The organism is Corynebacterium glaucum, from assembly GCF_002287505.1.
GTDB lineage: Bacteria > Actinomycetota > Actinomycetes > Mycobacteriales > Mycobacteriaceae > Corynebacterium > Corynebacterium glaucum.
Genome location: NZ_CP019688.1, coordinates 25,213 through 46,103 on the forward strand (window position 1 = coordinate 25,213; position 20,891 = coordinate 46,103).

At 63.3% G+C, this 20,891-nt stretch carries 16 protein-coding genes and 1 tRNA gene; 8 read left to right on the top strand and 9 right to left on the bottom strand.

Annotated elements, in window-relative coordinates:
• The first annotated feature begins 310 nt into the window (after positions 1–310).
• The 4 genes from CGLAU_RS00120 to CGLAU_RS00135 all read left to right on the top strand — a co-directional run bounded on the left by CGLAU_RS00120 (position 311) and on the right by CGLAU_RS00135 (position 4,874).
• Positions 311–1,276 carry a methylenetetrahydrofolate reductase gene (locus CGLAU_RS00120; protein ID WP_095658944.1) on the top strand — a complete coding sequence of 322 codons (966 nt, stop codon included), beginning with the start codon at positions 311–313 and terminating at the stop codon, positions 1,274–1,276.
• A gap of 19 nt (positions 1,277–1,295) precedes the next feature.
• Positions 1,296–3,554 carry a 5-methyltetrahydropteroyltriglutamate--homocysteine S-methyltransferase gene (metE, locus tag CGLAU_RS00125; RefSeq protein WP_095658945.1) on the top strand — a complete coding sequence of 753 codons (2,259 nt, stop codon included), beginning with the start codon at positions 1,296–1,298 and terminating at the stop codon, positions 3,552–3,554.
• A 70-nt stretch (positions 3,555–3,624) separates the two neighbouring features.
• Complete coding sequence (locus CGLAU_RS00130) at positions 3,625–4,146, top strand: peptidylprolyl isomerase (RefSeq protein ID WP_198304952.1); 522 nt, start codon at positions 3,625–3,627, stop codon at positions 4,144–4,146.
• Positions 4,147–4,211: 65 nt separating this feature from the next.
• Positions 4,212–4,874: a rhomboid family intramembrane serine protease gene (locus CGLAU_RS00135; protein ID WP_095658946.1), complete on the top strand. Its 663-nt coding sequence runs from the start codon at positions 4,212–4,214 to the stop codon at positions 4,872–4,874.
• Positions 4,875–5,688: 814 nt separating this feature from the next.
• On the opposite strand, the gene crgA is transcribed toward CGLAU_RS00135, so the two are convergent.
• From crgA to CGLAU_RS00175, 8 genes are all read right to left on the bottom strand, one after another.
• On the bottom strand, positions 5,689–5,964 hold the full coding sequence (gene crgA, locus CGLAU_RS00140) for a cell division protein CrgA (protein WP_095658947.1): 276 nt from the start codon (positions 5,962–5,964) through the stop codon (positions 5,689–5,691).
• A 65-nt stretch (positions 5,965–6,029) separates the two neighbouring features.
• Positions 6,030–8,150 carry a Stk1 family PASTA domain-containing Ser/Thr kinase gene (pknB, locus tag CGLAU_RS00145; protein WP_095658948.1) on the bottom strand — a complete coding sequence of 707 codons (2,121 nt, stop codon included), beginning with the start codon at positions 8,148–8,150 and terminating at the stop codon, positions 6,030–6,032.
• A 3-nt stretch (positions 8,151–8,153) separates the two neighbouring features.
• Complete coding sequence (locus CGLAU_RS00150) at positions 8,154–9,776, bottom strand: serine/threonine-protein kinase (protein ID WP_095658949.1); 1,623 nt, start codon at positions 9,774–9,776, stop codon at positions 8,154–8,156.
• Positions 9,777–9,782: 6 nt separating this feature from the next.
• Positions 9,783–11,249, bottom strand: a complete 1,467-nt coding sequence (locus CGLAU_RS00155) for a penicillin-binding transpeptidase domain-containing protein (protein ID WP_095658950.1) — start codon at positions 11,247–11,249, stop codon at positions 9,783–9,785.
• Positions 11,246–12,628 (bottom strand): FtsW/RodA/SpoVE family cell cycle protein, encoded by a 1,383-nt coding sequence (locus CGLAU_RS00160; RefSeq protein WP_232507130.1) that lies wholly within the window; start codon positions 12,626–12,628, stop codon positions 11,246–11,248. Before CGLAU_RS00160 ends, CGLAU_RS00155 begins: the two co-directional genes overlap by 4 nt.
• Positions 12,625–13,989, bottom strand: coding sequence for a PP2C family protein-serine/threonine phosphatase (locus tag CGLAU_RS00165; protein ID WP_095658951.1), 1,365 nt, complete (start codon positions 13,987–13,989; stop codon positions 12,625–12,627). Before CGLAU_RS00165 ends, CGLAU_RS00160 begins: the two co-directional genes overlap by 4 nt.
• Entirely contained in the window at positions 13,986–14,435 is a 450-nt protein-coding gene (locus CGLAU_RS00170) for an FHA domain-containing protein FhaB/FipA (RefSeq protein WP_095658952.1), read from the bottom strand. The genes CGLAU_RS00165 and CGLAU_RS00170 overlap by 4 nt, the downstream gene beginning before the upstream one ends.
• A 48-nt stretch (positions 14,436–14,483) precedes the next feature.
• The gene (locus tag CGLAU_RS00175; RefSeq protein WP_095658953.1) at positions 14,484–15,383 is read right to left on the bottom strand and encodes a DUF3662 and FHA domain-containing protein; all 900 of its coding nucleotides are present in this window, start codon (positions 15,381–15,383) and stop codon (positions 14,484–14,486) included.
• A gap of 712 nt (positions 15,384–16,095) precedes the next feature.
• Here CGLAU_RS00175 and CGLAU_RS00180 point away from each other — a divergent pair.
• Positions 16,096–16,179: transfer RNA gene (locus tag CGLAU_RS00180), tRNA-Leu, on the top strand.
• Positions 16,180–16,328: 149 nt separating this feature from the next.
• Here the strand turns inward: CGLAU_RS00180 and CGLAU_RS00185 are convergent.
• Entirely contained in the window at positions 16,329–17,513 is a 1,185-nt protein-coding gene (locus tag CGLAU_RS00185; RefSeq protein ID WP_095658954.1) for an IS1249 family transposase, read from the bottom strand.
• A gap of 324 nt (positions 17,514–17,837) precedes the next feature.
• Between CGLAU_RS00185 and CGLAU_RS00190 the strand changes: the two genes are divergently transcribed.
• The 3 genes from CGLAU_RS00190 (at position 17,838) to CGLAU_RS00200 (ending at position 20,879) form a co-directional block, all read left to right on the top strand.
• Positions 17,838–18,218, top strand: a complete 381-nt coding sequence (locus CGLAU_RS00190; protein WP_095658955.1) for a hypothetical protein — start codon at positions 17,838–17,840, stop codon at positions 18,216–18,218.
• 103 nt (positions 18,219–18,321) lie between these two features.
• Positions 18,322–19,758, top strand: a complete 1,437-nt coding sequence (locus CGLAU_RS00195; RefSeq protein ID WP_232507131.1) for an MFS transporter — start codon at positions 18,322–18,324, stop codon at positions 19,756–19,758.
• Entirely contained in the window at positions 19,755–20,879 is a 1,125-nt protein-coding gene (locus CGLAU_RS00200) for an FAD-dependent monooxygenase (protein ID WP_095658956.1), read from the top strand. The genes CGLAU_RS00195 and CGLAU_RS00200 overlap by 4 nt, the downstream gene beginning before the upstream one ends.
• Positions 20,880–20,891 lie beyond the last annotated feature (12 nt).

Sequence of the window (20,891 nt, forward strand, 5' to 3'; positions counted from 1 at the left end):
ACGAAATAACTCCTTTTTGTGTGATGCGCGATGCATTCGCACGCGCGCGTGAATCCGCTCCCAGGGTAGCGAAAACGCTGAATGCCCCGCGCTACACAAACTGAACCAAGCGGTTCATTCCGCCCTTCGCACGGTGGTATTTTATTCACCCTACTCAGCTGTTCAACCAGCGCAAACATCTACAAGACCGAGAGGTACATTGAGACTGAAACTTGGGCGCAATAAGTTTTGCACAGCCGTTGTAAAACGGTTGAACGTCAAGTGCCGAGCCCGGCCAGACACCCAAGAAGATCGAAAGGCATCTGTTTCCATGCGTGGGAATTTTGCTTCGACTCGGCTGTCAGCCTCGGCACCCCTGGACAGCCCGTTCGAGGTTGACCAGTACTCGCCGGTGGTGAAGCACCACGGCACGCGCACAGCGCTGAGTTTTGAGCTCATCCCGCCGCGCAACAGCACAGATTCCGCCAAGCTCGATGAGCTTATCCAAGGCTTGGCCGCCTACCACCCCGACTACGTCTCGGTGACCAGCTCCATGCGCAGTGATTGGCTGGCTGGCACCACGGCACTCATCGAGCGCATCGCAAGCACTACAGATCTTCGCCCGATCGCGCACCTCGCGTGCACTGCCGGGCCGAAGGTCGAGCTTGAGGGGTGGATTCGCCAGCTTATCGACGTCGGCGTTCGCGGTTTTCTCGCGCTTCGGGGGGACCTGCAGCCGGGGCAGACTTCGCTACCAGAGGGCTACCTCCCGTACGCCACCGATCTTCTGAACCTGATCAATAAGGTGCAGGAGGAAGAGGCGTTCCGCCTAGCGGCGGGCAAGCTGGCGCTGTCGGTGGCGTGCTACCCCTCGGGGCACGCGGAGTCGAAGCACTTCGACCACGATCTGGACGTGCTGTTGGCGAAGCAGCGCCTCGGCGCAGATTTCGCCATCACGCAGCTGTTTTTCGACGCCTCGGATTACCTCGAGTTCGTGGAGGTGGCGCGCCTCGCGGGCGTGCGCATTCCGCTCATCCCCGGCATCATGCCCATCACGAGCTTGGCCAGGGCCAAGCGAATGGGCGAGCTGTCGGGATTGCAGGTTCCAGAGACCGTCGAAAAGCGACTTGCTTCCGCAACTTCTCCTGAGGAGGAGTATGAGCTGGGCATGGAGCTTTCGGCTGAGCTCACGCGGACGATCTTGGACGCCGGGACCGGCGGCCTGCACGTGTATACCCACAACAACCTTGCCGTGACTCGCGACCTGCTTGGACGCGTCGGCATTCAACAACCGTAATTTAGTTTAAGGACAAGCAATGACTGTACCTTTTCCCAAGGCGACGATTGAAGGCTACCCGCGCATCGGCGCGAACCGCGAGCTGAAGCAGGCGCTGGAGAGCTACTGGGCGGGCCGCATTGACGCGGAGACCTTCCGCTCCACCACCCGCGCGCTGCGCATTGACACCTACAACCACCTGCGCGACCTCGGCCTGACCGAGGACTACGCGATTCCGGCTGATGTGGCGTACTACGACCAGGTGCTGGAGACCGGCCTGACTGTCGGCCTGATTCCGGGCGGCACCGACCTGGATGAGGAGTTCGCGCTCGCCCGCGGCAACGACACCCGCGTGCCGCTGGAGATGACTAAGTGGTTCGACACCAACTACCACTACCTCGTGCCGGAGATCGCCGAGGGCCAGGACATCACCCCGGCCCCGGAGCGCGTGCTTCGGCTGGTGGAGGAGGCAGGCGAAGCTGGCCACAAGGTGCGCCCGTACCTGGTCGGCCCGGTCACCCTGATCGCGCTGTCGAAGCCGGCCGAGTGGTCGCTGTTGCCGGCGCTGGTTGAGGCGTACGCCGAGGTCTTCCGCGCGCTGAAGGACGCCGGTGTGGAGTGGGTCCAGGTTGCAGAGCCGGCCGTCGTGGCCGACCTGTCCACCGCGGACGCGGAGCTTGCCAACTACCTGCGCCAGGCCTGGAGCCAGCTGCTCGCCGAGGAAGCCCGCCCGCAGGTCTACCTGACCACCCCGTACGGCGCGGCGCGCGAGGCGCTGCCAGTGCTCGGCGAGCTCGCCCCGGAGGCGCTGCACGTCGACCTGTCGCCGTGGACCCTGGATTCCGATTCCGGTTACCCGGAGCGCGTGCGCGCGCAGGTCGCGGATTCCACCACCCTCGTCGCCGGGCTTATCGACGGCCGCAACGTATGGGCCGCCAATCTGCGCGTGAAGGCGGAGGTGCTGGAGTCCCTGGGTATCGCCGACGACGCACACGTGTCCACCTCCACCTCGCTGCAGCACGTGCCGCACTCCCTGAACGCGGAGAAGAACCTGCCGGTGGACGTGGCCAACTGGCTGTCCTTCGCCGATGAGAAGATCGGCGAGATCCAGGCGCTGGTCGCTGGCGAGGCAGGCGCTTCCGACGCCTTCGCACGTTCCGATCGCGCCGTTCGCACCCGCGCCGAGTCCGAGCGCACCCACAACGCAGACGTGGCCGCCAAGGTCGACGCGCTGCCGACCGGCACCGTCCAGCGTGAGCCGTCGTTTAGCGAGCGCAATGCTGCCCAGCGCGAGGCCCTTGGCCTGCCGCTGCTGCCGACGACCACTATCGGCTCCTTCCCGCAGACCCAGGAAATCCGCAAGGCGCGCGCCGATCACCGCGACGGCACCTTAAGCGACGATCAGTACACCGAGGCGCTGCGCGAGGAGATCAAGCAGGTCATCGCGCTGCAGGAGGAGATCGGCCTGGACGTGCTCGTGCACGGCGAGCCGGAGCGCAACGACATGGTGCAGTACTTCGCAGAGCTTCTCGACGGCTTCGTGGTCACCGAGAACGGCTGGGTCCAGTCCTACGGTTCCCGCTGCACCCGTCCGCCAATCGTGATCGGCGACGTCTCCCGCCCGGCGGCGATGACTGTCGAGTGGTCGCAGTACGCGCAGTCCCTGTCCGAGAAGCCGGTCAAGGGCATGCTCACCGGCCCGGTGACCATCCTCGCGTGGTCCTTCAAGCGTGACGATGTGCCGCTGGCCGTCTCCGCCGACCAGATCGCGCTTGCGCTCGCCGACGAGGTGCGTGACCTCGAGAAAGCCGGCATTAAGGTCATCCAGATCGACGAGCCGGCGCTGCGCGAGCTGCTGCCGCTGCGCGCCGACGAGCGCCCCGCCTACCTCGACTGGGCCGTGCGCGCCTTCCGCCTGGTTTCCCTGCAGGCGAAGCCGGAGACCCAGATCCACACCCACCTCTGCTACTCCGAGTTCGGCCAGATCATCGACGCAGTCGCCGGTCTGGATGCCGACGTGACCTCCATCGAGGCCGCACGATCCAAGATGGAGCTGCTCGAGGACATTGACGAGACCTTCCACTCCGAGATCGGCCCAGGCGTGTGGGACATCCACTCGCCGCGCGTGCCGTCCACCGAGGAGATGGCGGGCCTGATCCGCGCCGCACTGGAGAACGTGCCGGCCGAGCGCCTCTGGGTGAACCCGGACTGTGGTCTGAAGACCCGCGGCTACGCCGAGGTCGATCCGTCGCTGCGCAACATGATCGCGGCCCGCGACGAGGTGGCCCAGGGCCTGTAGTTTCTGCAGGGTCCGTCGGGCCTTGCAGGCCTCACGCGGCTCGGGCGCGGATGTCGGTACCCTGGAACGCATGACTCAAAAGACACAGACGATTACGTTCCACACCAACCACGGCGACATTGTTGTTGACCTCTTCGGCAACCACGCCCCGAACACCGTGGAGACCATTACCGGCCTGGCTACCGGCGAGCGCGAATACTCCGCGCAGAACGCGTCCGGTTCCACGTCCGGCCCGTTCTACAACGGTGCGATCTTCCACCGCATTATCCCGGGCTTCATGATCCAGGGCGGCGACCCGACCGGCACCGGCACCGGTGGCCCGGGCTTCCAGTTCGCCGACGAGTTCCACCCGGAGCTGCAGTTCGACCGCCCGTACCTGCTGGCAATGGCCAACGCTGGTCCGGGCACCAACGGCTCGCAGTTCTTCATCACCGTCGACGCAACCCCGTGGCTGAACAACCGCCACACCATCTTCGGTGAAGTCACCGATGAAGCGTCGCGCAAGGTTGTCGACGAGATCGCCAACGTCAAGACCGGCCAAATGGATCGCCCGGTTGAGGATGTGGTGATTGAATCGGTGGACGTCGCTTAAGGCGTCGATAAGCGAAAAGCTCTAGCCCCCGCACTGGCCGCGGGGGCCTTTTCCTCTTTTCTCCCATGTTGAAGACCCAGTTCAAAGGTGCGCCCGCGACCGCTGTGATTGCGGTGCTGTGCTGCGTGGTGTTTGTGATCACTGCGGTGCAGGCGCGATCGATCACCGATGTGGTGTGGGATTCTTGGCTCGGCTCCAACATGATTCTGTGGGGCCCGCTTGTCGACGGCCCCGGGTACCTGCGGGCCCTCACCGCCGGGTTCCTGCATCTGGACATCACGCACCTGTTTCTCAACGTGGTGCTCTTGACGGTCATCGGCCCGCCGATCGAACGGCAGGTGGGCACCGGTCCGTTCGCGGTGGCGTATGCGGCGGCGGGGCTTGCCGCCTCGGCCGCCGTGCTCGCGTTTAACTTCGCAGTCCCCACCGCGGGAGCGTCCGGTGCACTGTATGCACTCATGGCAATCTTTGTCGCAGTTGCTTCACGACGGTCCGCCGATCTCCGCGCGCCGCTCGTCCTGATCGCCGTCAACGTGGTGTACACCTTCATCGCCCCGAACGTGAGTTTCTGGGGGCACGCAGGTGGTTTAGTCGCGGGCGCTGTGTTGGCGTGGCCGTTGACGTCGGCGAATGCGCGGGTGCGGTGGGGGACCGCGTGGATCGGCCTGGTTTTGGCCGCGGTAGCGGTGTGGCTGCCGACGCTGCCGACGTCGCAGATGTACACGTAGCGGCTAGCGCGCCCTGTATATATGCGCCCTGCGCGCGGCCCCTGTGTGCGTGCGGCCTGTGCGTGCGCACAAACGTTCGTTCCACGCCGCGGAATCCGGCGCTTTTCCGCGCGGATTCGGTGCCATCGCGGAGTTATCCACAGTTGCGAAAAGACGTCTCCTGTTCACCTCTTTGCAACCTTTCCACTGGTTGTCCCCAAACTTGGGAGGGGTGTGGGTATCCACAGGTTTTGTGCACACTGTGGATACTCACACCTGTGTTATTCCTCGAACAGCGAGTCATAGGCGCCTTAGAACCCCTCTTAAGGCCGTTACGGACCGCAGATTTTAGTTTCGAAGCGAGTAGTGCACAGCTTTATCCACAGGTTGTGAGATTCTTGAAAGACTCATCGCACTCCACAGCCTGTGGATAAAGCTGTACATAGTGTGTGCAAATTGTGACCAAAGAAATCTGAACAAACGAGGGTAGTGTTTACCTGGCGCCCTGTCACAAAACACGGATTGCAGGTGTCGGATCCAGCCCAAAATCGCACAATTTAGCGGATTTCCGAGTCCTGCAGTCCGAGGTTTGGCCGGATTGGGGAGGATGGGCGGTTGATGGGCGGGGGAGGGTGGTGGACGGTTGGATTCCCCGCTATTGGCTCTGATAGAGCCAAACCCGGATAGTTAGCGCCCTCTATGTGTGCAGCAGCACACGTAAGGGATCGCAACTATCCGGGTTTGGCGAAATTGTCCGGGTTTGGCCCCGACGAGGCCGGGACGGACGGATGGGAGAGATGGGAGAGCTGGGAGAGCTGGGTGGGCTGGGAGGGAGTTAGCGCCAGCCCATCGTCATAAGCAAACCAGCGATCATGCCGGAGAAGCCGATGAGGTAGTTCCAGGGTCCGAGCTCGGCGAGGAACTGTACCTGGTCACCGGCGAGATAGAAGACAATGATCCAGCCGAGGCCGAGCAGCATCAGGCCGAACATGATGACTTTGTACCAGGTCGGGGTGCCACCGGTGTTGATCTTCACCGGGGTGCGCGAAGCACCCGCTGAGGTCGTCGAAGCCGGGCGGGTGGTGTCTCTGGTGACTTTTGCCTTAGGCATTGCTCGTTCGGGTCCTTTCGTGCTCACCAAGCGGTCGGCGTAATGGTATCACCGGCACTGATCTCCTAGTTATTCATCGGATTGAGTTTGGCGGGGTCAAACTCCCAGAGGTTGTAGCCAACAGTCTGGTCCTTGCGGATCAACTCGCCCGCCTCGACTTCCTGGTGGCCGATCTGGCCGACGTCGACAAGTGCGCCCGTCGACACGGTGGGCCCGGCAACGAGGCGACCAGTCCAGCCAGCTTCACGCAGAAGCTTGTCCGCCTCAGTCGGCGTCATGCGGGTGATCTCCGGCATCTTCATCAGCATGTTGTTGGAAACGCGCAGCTCAACAGTGGTTCCGCTGTCGACTTCACTGCCCGAACCGGCAACAGCGAGCACCTCGCCGTCGGGGCGGTCGGAGTCGACGCGGCTCACGGTAGATTCCAGGTTCAGCGACGCCAGGGTGGCAGTCGCCTGGTCGACGTCGAGGCCGACCAAGTTCGGGACCTTCACCTTCGCGCGACCGTCGGAAACTGTGACGGTCACCTTCGACCCCTTCGAGATCTGGGAGCCAGCAGCCGGGTGCTGGGAGATGATCACGCCGTCCGGCGCGGAATCAGAATGCTCGCGGTGGATGTCCTCGTTGAGCTCCAGACCAGCTTCCTCCAATGCCTCGGCCGCTTCCTGGGCGGTGAGGCTGGTGATGTCGGGCACGTCAGTCAGCTCACGGCCAGAGGAGACGTTCAAGGTCACCAGCGTGCCGGCGGCCAGCTGCGAGCCAGCGACCGGGTTGGTAGCAATGACGTTGCCGCGCGGAACTTCCGGGTGCGGCTCATCAGAGATCACAACTCGGAATCCCAAGCCTTCAAGTTCGCTCTGCGCGTCTTGGCGCGGCTTGCCTGCCACGTCGGGCACGGCGATCATGTTCTCCTGCACCTTGGCGGGGTCATCGTTCTCACCGGAGAAGTACGAGTATGCGAACCACCCGGTGGCGCCCAGCAGCACCAGGCCTAGCAGGGCAGCAACCCACTTCATCCACCCGGAGTCGTTCTTGCTGTTCGCGCGGCGGTGGTCCGCGTAGCGAGTGGAACCAGCCGAAGCGCCGGAACTGCCCGCGCGACGGGAACCCGCGACACCAGCCGCACCGGCACCAGCCGCACCTGCACCAGCCGCACCGGCACCAGCCGCACCGGCACCGGCCGCACCCGCGGCTGCGCCAGCGCCTGCACCGCCACGCGGCACAGGCTCGCGACGCACCGGCGGACCGCCCCGTACGGCGGTGCCCGACACTGACGTGGCATCCGGTGTCGCACCGTAGTCCGACTCCGCTGCCGCAAGGTATGTGCGCGCCGCGTTGGTCACGGAACCGCGCTCCAAAAGCGCGAGGTCACTGCCCATTTCGGTGGCCGTTTGGTACCGGTCGGCCGGGTGCTTCGCCATAGCGGTGAGAATCACCGCGTCGACGTTGACCGCTTCGTTCGGCGACAAGGAGTACGCAATCCGCTCGCTCGGCGGCTCCGGATCTTCCTGCACATGCTGGTAGGCGACGGCAAACGGCGACTCGCCCTCAAACGGCGGCGTCCCGGTCGTCGCTTCGTACAATACGCACCCAAGCGCGTAGAGGTCGCTGCGCGCATCCGCTGGTTTCCCGCGCGCCTGCTCCGGCGAGAGGTACTGTGCGGTGCCAATCACTGCGGATGTCTGCGTCATCGCGGAGGTGGAATCATCGATCGCACGCGCGATGCCGAAGTCCATCACCTTCACTTCGCCGGTGTTGGTGACCATGATGTTCGCCGGTTTGATGTCGCGGTGGATAATGCCCGCGTCGTGGCTGGATTGCAGCGCGCGGGTGACCGGGATCATCATCGCCGCTGCTTCCGGCGGCGGCAGCGGTCCGTCGGCGCGCAGGATGTCTCGCAGGTTACGGCCCATGAGCCGTTCCATCACAATGAACGGCACATCGATGTCGTCGACAAGCTGAGAGCCCGTGTCGTAGACTGCAACGATATTGGGGTGGTTGAGCCGAGCCGAGTTTTTGGCCTCCTGGCGGAACCGTTCGCGGAAGTTCTCGTCGCGGGCCATGTCGACCTTGAGCATCTTTACGGCAACGTTGCGGCCAAGCATGGTGTCCTTGGCTGCGTAGACGTCGGACATGCCGCCGGTGCCGATGATGTCGCCGAGCTCGTAGCGGTCAGCGATTCTCATGGGTTACGGGAGACCTCCTGTGACGGGTGGAAAGTAGGACAATTCTATCCCACCGTTACCCTGACCAGGCTGTTGCGGCGCGGGACCTTCCGCCGGATTTTGCGGCTGCGGTTGCTGCGGGGCCGATTGTTGCGGCTGTTGGGGCGCTGGAGACGGTGATGGCGAAGGCGTGGGCGTCTGCTGCTCCGTCGGCAATTCCGGAGACGGTGACGGCGACGCAGTGGGCTCCTCGGCCTCGGACGGCGACGGCTTCGGGGTGTCCGACTCCACCTTCAGCGTGCCGGGTTCGGACTGCTCGTGGGACGGACGTCGCCGCGAGGGCTCCGTCACGGTCACCGTCGGCTCCTCCTCAACGGTTGTCTCCGTCTCAGTCACCGTCGTCTGTGTGGACGTCGGCGCAGTTCGCTGGCCTGAGATTCCGTTGAATGCCCCGCTCGTCCAAGCCCACGCGGCCCCGCCTCCTGCCAAGGCAAGCAGCAGCAAACCAGCAATCCACGGCCCAGCTTTCGAGGACTTTTGCTTATCGACGGCCCCTTGCGCGCTCCCAGCCGAACCCGGTACCGAGCCTGCGGCGCGCGCCGGCGTCAGATGCGCTTCGGGGCGCATTTGAGGTGGTGCGGCCTGGTGGCTCGCCTGCACCGCGCGCGCCGCCGATGGAGGGTAGGCGCCGGCGGGACGGGTGGTGCGTTCCTCCGAGACGTCGGCAAGCATCTGTGTTGAAGCGGTGGGCGATGGCTCCGTGGCAATGACCTGGGTGCGGCCCCCCGGTTGTGCTGGGCGCTCGCCTTCGCGTACCTGGTGGACGGCGAGCTGCAGCTCGTTGCCGTCGGCGAAGCGCTGCGCGGGATCCTTGCGTAGGCCGATCTCGATGAGCTCGCGGGTCTGCGCCCCGACGGTGATGGGCATCGGAGGCGGCTCGTTGCTCACGTGCGCGAGCGCGACCGACACCGAGGAGTCGCCGGTAAACGGCCGCTTGCCGGTGAGCATTTCGTAGCCTACGACGGAGAGCGAGTAGACGTCCGAGGCAGGGCCCACGTCGAGGCCCTGCGCCTGCTCCGGGGAGACGTACTGGGCGGTGCCGACCACCATGCCAGTGCGGGTAAGCGGGACTGCGGCGGCGGCTTTGGCAATGCCGAAATCCGTGATTTTGATCTGACCGTTCTGGGTCACCATGAGGTTGCCCGGTTTGATGTCACGGTGCACCAGGCCCATGCGGTGGATTACCGCCAACCCGTGTGCAGCCTGCTCGAGCACGTCGAGCGCAAGCGGCTCGTCGAGCTGGCCTTCACGGGCGATGAGATCGGCGAGCGACTCGCCGCGGATGTACTCCATGGCGATGAAGCACATTGAGAACCCGGCGGGGCTTTCCACTTCGCGGTAGTCATAGGTTGCCACCACGTTTGGGGAATTGATGCCCTCAGCGGCGAGCGCCTCGTTTCTGAACCTGGCGAGGAACTCCTCGTTGGAGGAGAACTCGGGGCGCAGCACTTTGAGCGCCACTTCGCGCTGGTTGGCCACGTCGTCGGCGAGCCAAACGGTGGACATGCCCCCGTGGCCGATGATCCACTGCAGCTGGTAGTCGGCGCCGATGAGGGCCTGCAGGTCGTCGCGGTTTTCAGTGTTCATCTTCGATCACCTCGAGGGCTTTTCGGCGTTCGGGGCTGGCGCCGGGGCTGGCGCGGCGCGCAGCACCGCCCGCCCCAACGGGGCGGAAACTTGGCCGCCGGTCGCGCCGGCTCCAGCGTTGCCGCCGTTTTTCACAACTACTGCCACGGCGACATCTTTGTCCTTGTCAAAGGCGACGTACCAGACGTGCGGGTTAGCACCCTCGGCGTGCTCAGCGGTACCGGTCTTTGAGGCGAACGCGTTGCCGTCGTAGCCGTATGTGGAACGCTCCGAACCGAGCATAAGTCCCCGAATCGTGTCAGCTTCTTCGGGAGACAGGGCCTCGTTGAGCATTTTGGGTTCGGTGGCAGACACCTCGGTGAGGTCGGGGCGCAGCACGCGGCGGACCACGTATGGCGCCATGCGCTTGCCATCGTTCGCCACCACCGATGCCATGACTGCGGCCTGCAGGGCCGTCATGGTCACATCGCGCTGGCCGATCGAGGATTGCGCCAACTCCGCCTCGCCCGGCAAGTCACCGAGCGAGCCAGACGCGGCCGGCAGCCCAAGGTCGTAGCGCTCGCCGACACCGAATGCGGTTGCCGCCTCGCGCAGCCCGTCGGCACCGGTGGCCAGAGACATTTCCACGAACGCAGTGTTGCAGGACAGCGCGAACGCGGTGGCTAGGGTGACTTGCCCGCCACCGCCACCGCCGCAGGCCTGGTCGCCGTAGTTGGTCAGCGGGATCTCGGTGCCCGGCAGGACGGTCTGCGCGGCGCCGGTGAGCATGGAATCTGGCGTGTAGCCTGCGCGCAGGCCTGCGGCTGTGGTGATGATTTTGAAGATCGACCCTGGTGGCAGTTGCTCCTGCATCGCGTGGTTGAGCAGCGGGTTGCCCGGCGCCTCGGTGACCGCGCCCCAGGCTTCGTCGGCGGTGGCAGGGTCGGCGATTAGGTTCGGATCGTACGAGGGTGACGACGCCATGGCCAACACCTCACCGGTCGACGGGCGCAGGGCTACGATGGCACCTTCGTAACCGGGGTTGGAAAGCTGGTCGTACGCCAGCGCCTGCAGCGAAGGATCGATGGTCAGCTCAACCGAGTTACCCATCTGGTCCTGCTCCTGACCGGTGCGCAGGAAGCGCGATGCGCCGCCGCGCTTTTCACCGGTCAGCTCTGCGTTGAACCCGGCTTCCAACTGCGCGGTGCCGAACTGGTTGGAGACGTAGCCCAACACCGGCGCAAACGAGTACGGCATGTTCGGGTAGGTGCGCTGGTAGTAGTCGGATTCGTTCTTGAACGACTCGGCCAGCACCTCGCCGCCGGCGCTGATCTGGCCGCGGTTGATCCGCTTTAGCTCCGAGGTGATGCGCGCGTTGCGTGAGTTCTGGGCGTACTCCTCTTCACGGAAGCCCTGAACCACCGAGTAACTGATCAGCAGGGTGATGATGAGGAGCAGTGAAAACGATGCTCCGAAACGGATGGACTTGTTCATTGGGCGGCCACCTCCTCAGCAGCGCGAGCCGCGCGGCGTCGACGCCCGCCAGGTGCCGCGGTCGGCGCCGCCGCGTCGGACTCTGCCGGGCGGTTCGCCAAGTTCGAAATTCGCAGCAGCAAGCCCAGCAAGATGTAGTTGGCCATGATGGAGGAACCGCCCGCAGACATGAACGGAGTGGTCAAACCGGTCATCGGCAGCATCGACGAGACGCCGCCGGCAACCACGAAGATCTGGATTGCGATCATGGTGGAAAGACCCGCGGCCAGCAGCTTGCCGTAGGTGTCGCGCAGCTGCAGCGCGGTTTGGAACCCGCAGGTGAAGAAGATGGCGAACAGGCACAGCACGCTGGCTACGCCGATCAGCCCGAGCTCCTCGCCGATCGCGGCGAGGATGTAGTCCGAGTGCGCAACAGGCACCAGGTCGGGGTGGCCGTATCCAAGTCCTGTGCCCGTCAGTCCGCCCCAGCTCAAGGCGATCAGCGCGTTGGCGGGCTGGTTGCCAAACGTGTCGAAGTTGGAAAACGGGTCGATGAAGTTGGCCACACGGTCCTGGATCTTCGAGCTGATCTGGTACACCGCGTAGCCGCCAACCGCCACCAGGCCGACACCGATGAGCAGCCACGAAGCACGGCTCGTAGCGAAATAGACCATAGCCAGCACCGTTGCGAAGAGGATCAGCGCAGGACCGAAGTCGTTGGAGATGCCCATGATCAGGATTGCAATCGCCCACACCACCAGAATCGGCGCGAGGTCACGAAGGCGCGGGAACGTCATGCCCAAAAACCGTCGGCCTGCCACGGTGAACAGCGCGCGCTTCTGCGTGAGCAGCTGCGCGATGAAGATCAGCAGCAGGATCTTGGAAAACTCGCCGGGCTGGATGGAAAACGGTCCCAGCCAGAGCCAGATGCGGGCTTCCTCAAACCCCGGTGGCTGCGGCCACACCAGCGGCAGCGCCAGCAGGATCAGACCCACCAAGCCGAGCAGGTAGGCGTAGCGCGCAAGCGCCTTGTGGTCGCGCACCACGATCAGGGTGAGCACCATTAGCACCACGCCGACCAGCGACCACATCACCTGGCGCTCTGCGAGCGGTCCCACCAACGGCCGTTCCGCGAGGTCAAGCCGGTAGATCACCACCAGCCCGATCGCGTTGAGCAGGGAAACCACCGGCAGCATCGTCTGGTTCGCATGCGGCGCCAAAAACCCGATTGCCACATGTGCGATGGCGTACACCAGGACAAACCCGCCCACCAAATACAGCATCTCGGTGGTCAGTGCCCGGCCTTGGCTCATCTCCAGGCTAAAGAGCATCAGCAGCAGCAACCCCGCCGAGCACAGCAACAGCAGCAGCTCGCGGCTGCGTCCAAGCAATCCCGTCACTTCTTCACCTCCCGGCACTTGGCCGCTCCCTCAGAGGAGCTCTCTTGCTTATCGACGCACACCGGCAACGCCTCTTCAGCCAGCCTGCTCAACACCCCGAGAACGTCATCGTAGGTGCCGCCGCCGAAGCGCTCGGCGGCATCCTGCTGGTTCTGCGGCAGATCGTCTTGCCCGAAAATGTGACAGTCGGTGTGCTCCATATCCACAATCTGCAGCCGATTGCGCTCGTCGATGCACGCGCGCTGCATTGGCTCGCGTTTGGACTGGCTGCCGTGCTCGATCACAAAGGCGCCGTCGTCCTCGACGGAGAGAAAATACTGGTCAGCGACACGACTTTTCGCCCACATCACGCCGGCGAACACCAGAATCAACGCGAGCAGCAGCGCGCCGACTATCCACGGCCACCGAGTCTTGTTGGACTTTTTAGGCCGTTGGGGACCCTCCTCGTCGTCGCCGCCGACATCCGCGGGCTGGGTCTTCGCTTTGTTGTGGTCCGGCTCGATCGTCTCGGACTTGCGCAGCAGCGCCGCCGCCCGGCTCGCAGCAGAACTCGGGTGGGTGGATTCAAAGGCTGGAGCCAACGCGCCGGCTACAGCAGGGGTCGAAGCTTGTTCGCTTGTCGACGGCCCACCTGCGACCACATCGGCCACCACAACCGTGATGTTGTCTGGGCCGCCGGAGCGCAGCGCGAGTTCGATGAGGCGCTGGGCCGCGACTTCCGGGGAGCCCTGGCCGAGTGCCACGCCGATGGTCTCGTTGGTCACCGGGTCGGATAGACCGTCCGAGCACAGCAGGTATCGGTCGCCCTCGCGGGCCTCCACGATTTCCAGGTGCGGTTCAACCGGGCGGCCGGTGTACGCCTTGAGGATCAGCGACTTCTGCGGGTGGGACGAGACGTCTTCGGGGTTGAGCTTTCCATCCTTGACCAGGGATTGCACGAAGGTATCGTCCACGGTGAGCTGGCGCAACGTGCCGTCGCGAAGCAAATAGCCCCGAGAATCGCCGACGTGAATCATGCCGAAGACCTCGCCGTTGAACATGAGGGCTGTGAGCGTCGTGCCCATGCCTTCTTGCTCCGGGTGCTTCGAAACCGACTCTTGGATGGCGGCGTTGCCGTCTTCTGCGGCGGCGCCGAGCAGAGCGAGCATGTCGGCATCTTCCGGATCTTTGTCCAAGTGCTCCAGGTGGGTGACCATGAGCTGCGAGGCGACCTCGCCGGCGGCGTGGCCGCCCATGCCGTCTGCGAGGGCGAGCAGGTGTGGGCCGGCGTAAGCGGAATCTTCGTTGTTGCCGCGCACCAGACCGCGGTCCGAGGTGGTGACGTAGTGCAGACGCAGCGTCGCCTTGGTCTGGTCTGTCATGGCACCAACCTCACAATCGTGCTGCCCATCTTGATGTCGGTGCCTACGGAGACCCGCTCCGGCTGGTCAATTCGCACCCCTTGGACAAACGTACCGTTTCTGGAATCCAAATCCTCGACAAACCATTCGCTGCCACGGCGGAAGAGTCGCGCGTGCCTGGAGGACGCGAAGTCGTCGCCGAGCTGGAAATCATTATCCGGCCCGCGGCCGATCGTCACATCTTCGACGCTGGCGATTTCCATGTGCGAGCCGCGAAGCGGGCCCTCGACTACGGCGAGTTCGCGGGCCTTTTCGCGCCTCACCGGAGTTGTGGTGGCCGACTGCCTGCGCACCGCGCCCGCCGCGCGCACCAGATCCTTGCGCTGTACCCACATTGCAAGCAGGATGAACAGCCACAGCAGGGCGAGGAGCCCGAAGCGGGCGCTCAAGATCACCGTGGAATCCATGGGCTGGCCTTTCTCTTCGAAGCCTGGGCGGGAGGTGCGTGCCGAGTGCTACATGCGGAAGAACTCGGTACCAGGGTATTCCCCGCGCTGCGCTGCCTGGGGTTGCTGCGCCTGCTGGGAGTGAGTCGCGGGGGGCTGAGCGCCGGGCTCGATAATGCGGACCTCGATGTGAGAGTGTCCGACGGTGATCACGTCGCCGTCGGCAAGCATCCAGTTTTCTACCGGCTCATCATTGACGGTGGTGCCGTTGGTGGACTGCAAATCCACCAGGACCGCGACCTCGCCGTCCCACGTAATCTCCGCGTGCTGGCGGGAGACGCCGGTGTCCGGCAGACGGAAGTCTGCCTCGTTCGAACGGCCGAGGATGTTCGAGCCCTCGTGCACGAGGTAGGTGCGCGAGGAACCGTCCTGCAGCAGCAGGCTGACGGTGGGTCGGCTGGATGCGCCGGGGTTCATGGAATTGGGTTCGGACATAGTGCTTTCTTGCTCCTGCGAGTGAGGGCCGCGCGAGCGCGCTGCCTTCGGAGACGGCTCAGCGTAGATCGCGTCGAAGCCGCTTGCCACATCGGGCACGGTATCAATGTAAGAAGACACCCGAAGTTGCCCGGTGCGCAAACCGGATTCCTCTGCGATTCGCACCACGGCGGGTCCGTCGAGGAGCCAGCCCTGGTTGCGTACGTACCGCGTGAGCTGCTCGGCGAGGTCTGCGGGCAATTCGCGTTGCTGGGAGAGATTCTCCAAATCTTTCGACGACACGCCGACGGCGTAGACGTTCGGCGCGATCAGCTCGTCGTTGTCTGTGACAACGACCGAATCCTGCGCTTCCTGCTTGATCAGCTCTTCGATCTCAGCTGGAACAACTTTCCCGCCAAAAACGGCGGCCATGGAGTTGTCCAGTCCGCGCTGGATGGAGCTATCGAGTTTGGCGAGCCGGTCCATGAACGACATATCCCCGCACCTCCTTTCCTGCACTCGGTGCGCGCTGGGCGATTGCGCTAGACATCAGCATGCGCTTTGGGTGTTTTACAGCGCCGTAATTATATGTTGCACGAGCGCATCGAACCTAGTGGAACTAGCGGCGAGGCGGTGCGGGAAAAACAAACGCCGCAACCCGGTACCGGGTCGCGGCGTGCTAGCCCTCTCGGGCAACGCCAACTTAGATGGCGGAGGAGAGCTGGTCGATCACGATGATCGGGAACTTCAGGATGGCGGAGATTGCGCCGACGAAAACGTTAACGAGGTTGTTGAGGATCTGGGTCATGATCTTCCCTTTCTGGAGGTTGAATTGAACAAGTCGCAGTTTAAGAAAGCTCTGAGGTGAACGGAAGCGATACGGTGGCGCCAGAAGTGTAGACAACGGAATCTTCAAAGTTAGTTTTCAGGTGGAAAGTTGGCCGTACTGGGTCGCCACTCGCGGGCGGATCGCCGACACACCCTGTGCGTTCAGCGGTAGGTGACGTGGTCGCGACCCGTACACCTGGCCCAAAGGTAACTTTCAGGTAACAGTCCCCCCAGATAGGGGTGATTCGGGGTTGCTGGGAGGGAGGAGTCACGGTACTCGGCCCTCGAGTCGCGTCTGCGCTCTTTGGCCGGTCATTCCGCGATGCGCTGGCGATTTGGTGATTCGCAGCACTCCGGTGCTATATTTATCGAGTCGCCCGCCCGGGTGGCGGAATTGGCAGACGCGCTGGCTTCAGGTGCCAGTGTTCGCAAGAACGTGGGGGTTCAAGTCCCCCCCCGGGCACAAACGAAACGCCCCGTAGTACCAGCTCAAACGGTACTGCGGGGTTATTCTTGTGCTATGAGCGACTCCTGTATTGACCTTGTGCAGCTCGAGGGTTAAGTAGCAAAATGTGTGTCTGGTCGGTGTGTCGTCGGCTGGGCACACTTTTGCTACTTGAGGGGTCCTTTTCTGATTCCTATGTTGTGTTGGTATTCGGTTGGGATAGCGTTGTCATAGAAGGCTGGTCGGCCTGTATGTTGGTCGGCTTTGTTTCGGTCTTCAGGGACAAGATCGGGAACTTTGGCGAGTTGATCTTGCCCGAATGCGCACTGCCTGGCGATCTCTAACGGGTCGTCAGGCAGATGCGTTTTCGAGTGCAGATACCACTCGAGCATTCTGCGTTGGCGTTCTCCTGATCTGCCGCGGTGGGCGTCGGCGATGCGTTTGAGCTGCGCGTTGACCCCGCCTTCAAGACTGTTGGTGGTCGAGGTCCACCGGTTGGGTTCGAGGGCGTTTGGCGGGGGCTGGAGGTAGGTAAACAGCCAGTTGTTGCGCGATAGGTGCAGCAGTGAGTTATAGGCCTTGCGCACTCGGATGTGGGTGTATTCCCACTGGTGGTTCACGGTGCGGCGTTCTTGGGGCACAGGTGTTTTCTCGTTCAGGAAGCCTTTGTAGACCACCCCGAAGTCATGCAGTCGCAGTGTCCATTCCCGGGCTTGGTCCAAGGTGGTGATCTTGGTCAGTTTCAACGCCAGTGCGTAGATGGCTTTTCCGGCATCAGTGCGGGGCCGGGAGGTGGTGTAGCGGCGGATGACACGTTGGGCGTGCACAAGACAGCGCTGGATGAGTGTGGTCGGCCAGCAGGCCTTGATCGCAGAGTAGGCTCCTTGCCCGCCATCGAGGACAACGCATAACGGTTCAGCGATACCGTGCAGGAGTTGTGTGTAGGCGTGGGTGGTTTCGCTTCTAGCCCAGTGCCATGCGATGACGTGGTCCCAGCTGGCTGCGACAAGCAGGCAGCCGGCGTCGGTGTGGGTGCCGTCGATGAAGATCTGGTCGTAGACCCGATCAGGGTCTGGGGTGTTGGGAATGTCGATAAGCCAGAAAGGTTCGAAGCGGCGGTTCAAAGTCCACCTGCTCACACCAGCCTGTCTGGCTACGTCACATAACGGTGCGGTACCGGTGGCGTAGGCGTGGAATGCGGTGAAGTCGCGGGCTTGGGTCAAATCGGTGCGGCGGCGTGTAAACGAGACTCCGCAGTCTTTGCACCGCCACCGAGTGGAGCCTTTGGAGGTGGTGCCGTTTTTCTTCGTTTCCCCACTACATGAGGGGCATCGTGGTCTATTTGGTGTCACCGGGAAAGCACACCAACACCCGGCTACCACATGCAGGCGCCATTCCGATGGATTGAACGCGAATCGGGCTCGAATAAGGTACTGACCCTAATTCAAGCCCGATTCATCCAGCCTGATCAGCGGATACCCGCAAAATCAGACACACTTTCTGCTACTTAACCCCAGCTCGACGCCACCGACGATCCGGACCAGGCACAGCACCTCCAGCGGTGGCTGCGCGAGCGAGCGTGGACGCGCGCGGCCGAAGCTGAGTTCAAGGCGCCGCACCCGACGACGTCGGAAAGCGGGCTGCTCCGGCTCACCGACGCGCTGGCGCCGAAGGGCATGCAGCTGCTGCGCAACGAACCGCGCGGTGAAATCGCGGTGACCATTACCTCCGGGTGGCGGGCATACACCGCAACGGCGAACTACGAGCCGCCCGCTTGCCCGGCGTGCGGCGAACGCGCCGAGCCAATAATCGGTGCGGAAAGTGCGGACCCGTTCATTGAAGTGGTGGGCTCGTGGTGGGAAACGCGCGTTGCGCCGGAGCACACCTGCCCGCTGTGCGACCACCGCGCGGTGATCACCGACTGGAACCTGGACAACGCAGTCGCGTGTTCGTCGCTCGCCATCACCGCGGAGATGTATGGGGCCGAGAACGATCTGCGGCAGGAGCTGGAGGGTGAATTCGGTGGTCAATGGGCGACAATGCACGAACATATTTAGGTATCGTTCATTTCATACGAGGATCGGTTCTCCTCCCCGGGCGGCGAAATCCGCGTCTCCGTGGTGTCGCACCGCTAGTGCCCACTGGCTATAGTCGCGTTTCGTGACCAGACAGCCCAGACCCGAGCCAACGACACCCGCCCAACGCTGGGCGTTTTTTGCCGTCATCTCGCTCGGGCTGTTTCTGATCAGTCTGGACAACTCGATCCTCTACACCGCGCTTCCGGAACTCAACGCCCAGCTGGAAACTACGCCCACGCAGGCGTTGTGGATTCTCAACGCTTACCCTTTAGTACTGTGCGGTCTGCTCCTGGGCACTGGTGCGCTCGGAGACAAAATCGGCCACAGGCTGATGTTCCTCTCCGGCCTCATGATCTTCGGCATCGCGTCCCTCACCGCCGCTTTTGCCCCTACCGCCTGGGTGCTGGTCGTCGCGCGCGGCTTCCTCGGTCTCGGTGCCGCCACGATGATGCCCGCCACCCTCGCACTGATCCGGCTCACGTTTGCCGACGAGCAGGAGCGCAACACCGCCATCGGCATCTGGAGCTCGGTCGCTGTCATTGGTGCCGCGGTCGGCCCGCTCATCGGCGGCGCACTCCTCGAGGTGTTCTGGTGGGGCTCGGTCTTCCTCATCAACGTGCCAATCGTCGTCGCTGCAATCGTGCTCACTGTCTGGCTCGCACCGGAAAACCTCCCCAACCCGCACAAGCACTTCGACGTGCTCTCCTCGGTCTACGCACTCATTGCACTGTCCGGTCTCACCGTGGCCATCAAAGAGGCCGCCAACCCGGATCGCACACCGGCCCTGCTCAGCGTCGCCATCGTCGCGGCGTTCATCGGAGCTGTCCTCTTCACCCGCCGACAGAACACACTCGTAGACCCACTGCTCACGTTCGACATTTTCCGCTCGCGCCTGTTTACCGGTGGTGTAATCGCGGCAGCAGGAAGCATGTTCGTACTCATCGGGGCCGAGTTGCAGACCGTACAAAAACTTCAGCTTGTCGACGCCCTGTCACCCCTCCAAGCAGGCTTCGCCGTAGTCGCCATGGCTGCCGGGGCGTTTCCCGCCTCGGTTCTTGGAGGCGCGAACCTCCACCGCGTGGGTTTCTTGCCATTGATTGCAGGCGGGTTCGCTGGCTGTGCCGGCGGCGTTGTCATGCTCGTGTGGGGTTCGCAGCTGCAGTCGTTGCCCGTCGAGGTGTCCGCGCTCGCGCTTGTCGGTTTATCTGCGGGCGCAGTGATGAGCGTGTCCTCGATCGCGATCCTGGGCGCAGCGCCAATGCACCGCTCTGGAATGGCGGCCGGTGTGGAAGAAGTGTCGTACGAATTCGGTACCTTGCTGACGGTGGCAATCACCGGGTCGTTGCTCGCGCGTTGGCAGCTGGTGAGTCAGTCCGTTGAATACGACGGTGCGTACACCTTCGCCTACCATCGCGTGCTCATCGTGCTCGCTGTGATCTCCGTCTTGTTGGCACTGGGCACCTGGTGGTGCTTCCGCGACAATCCGAAGTCGGGAGATGTAGCGCAGGAGGTTCGATGAAGATTGGAATCGTAGGAGCGGGCATCGCCGGCCTTGCTCTGGGGAACGCATTAGTACAGCGGGGCGTCGATGTTGAAATCTTCGAGCGAAGCGCGCGAGTTAGGGCCGGCGGCTCAGGAATCACCTTGGCCCCCAACGGTCTTGCTGCGCTTGATGCCTTGGGATTAGGGGAGCGGTTCCGCGCGCTGCAGGAGCAGCAGTTGCCCCTTCGAGGTGGGTTGAAGGATCCGCGCGGTACATGGCTGAGCCGCATCCCAGCCGAAGTCACGACACAGTCACTCGCAATCAGCCGTGCGAAACTGCACGGACTTCTTCGGGACGGGCTTCCGGATGCGCGTCTGCACACTGGTGTTGAGGTGCTCGGGGCGGATCCGGAAACCGGTGAGATCGAGCTGGCATCCGGCGAGACCCGGGATTTCGACTTGGTCGTTGGGGCGGATGGGATAAACAGCAATGTCCGCGGATCATGTTTCGACGACCCCGGCACGAGGTACGCCGGGTACAACGCCTGGCGTGCAATTGGCCCGAAGATCGACGGCCTCGAGTTCGGTTCTGAAACTTGGGGCACGAAGGCGCGGTTCGGGGTTGTACCGCTTCAAGACGGCTCCACGTACTGGTTTGCAGTCAAGACAGGTCCGGAATCCCGGGCTGGGGAGAAGTGCTCAGACGAGTTGAAGAGCACGTTCAACCATTGGCACTATCCCATCCCGCAGCTCATCGCCGCGACTCCAGAACAGGACATACAGTTCCTACCCATCAGGGAGCTGGCGTCGCCGCTGCCTAGTTACACCAACGGCCGAGTGGTGCTGGTTGGAGATGCCGCCCACGCCATGACTCCGAACCTAGGTCAGGGCGCCTGCCAGGGACTTGAAGACGTAGCGGTGCTCGCCGACCTGCTGGGCGGTGCGGGGGACGGCACTGTGGATGACACTCTGGATCTCGCTCTCTACGACCAACAACGCGTGAAACGAAGTCAGCGCATTGCTCGACAGTCGCGATTGGTTGGAGATGTGGCACACACAGGAGGCCACAGGGTCGCGTGGCTTCGCAACCGCGTCTTGCAGGCAACTCCTGATGCCCTCACGGAGAGACAGACCAAGCGGGTGACCGATTGGCGCTGACCAATCACCGGG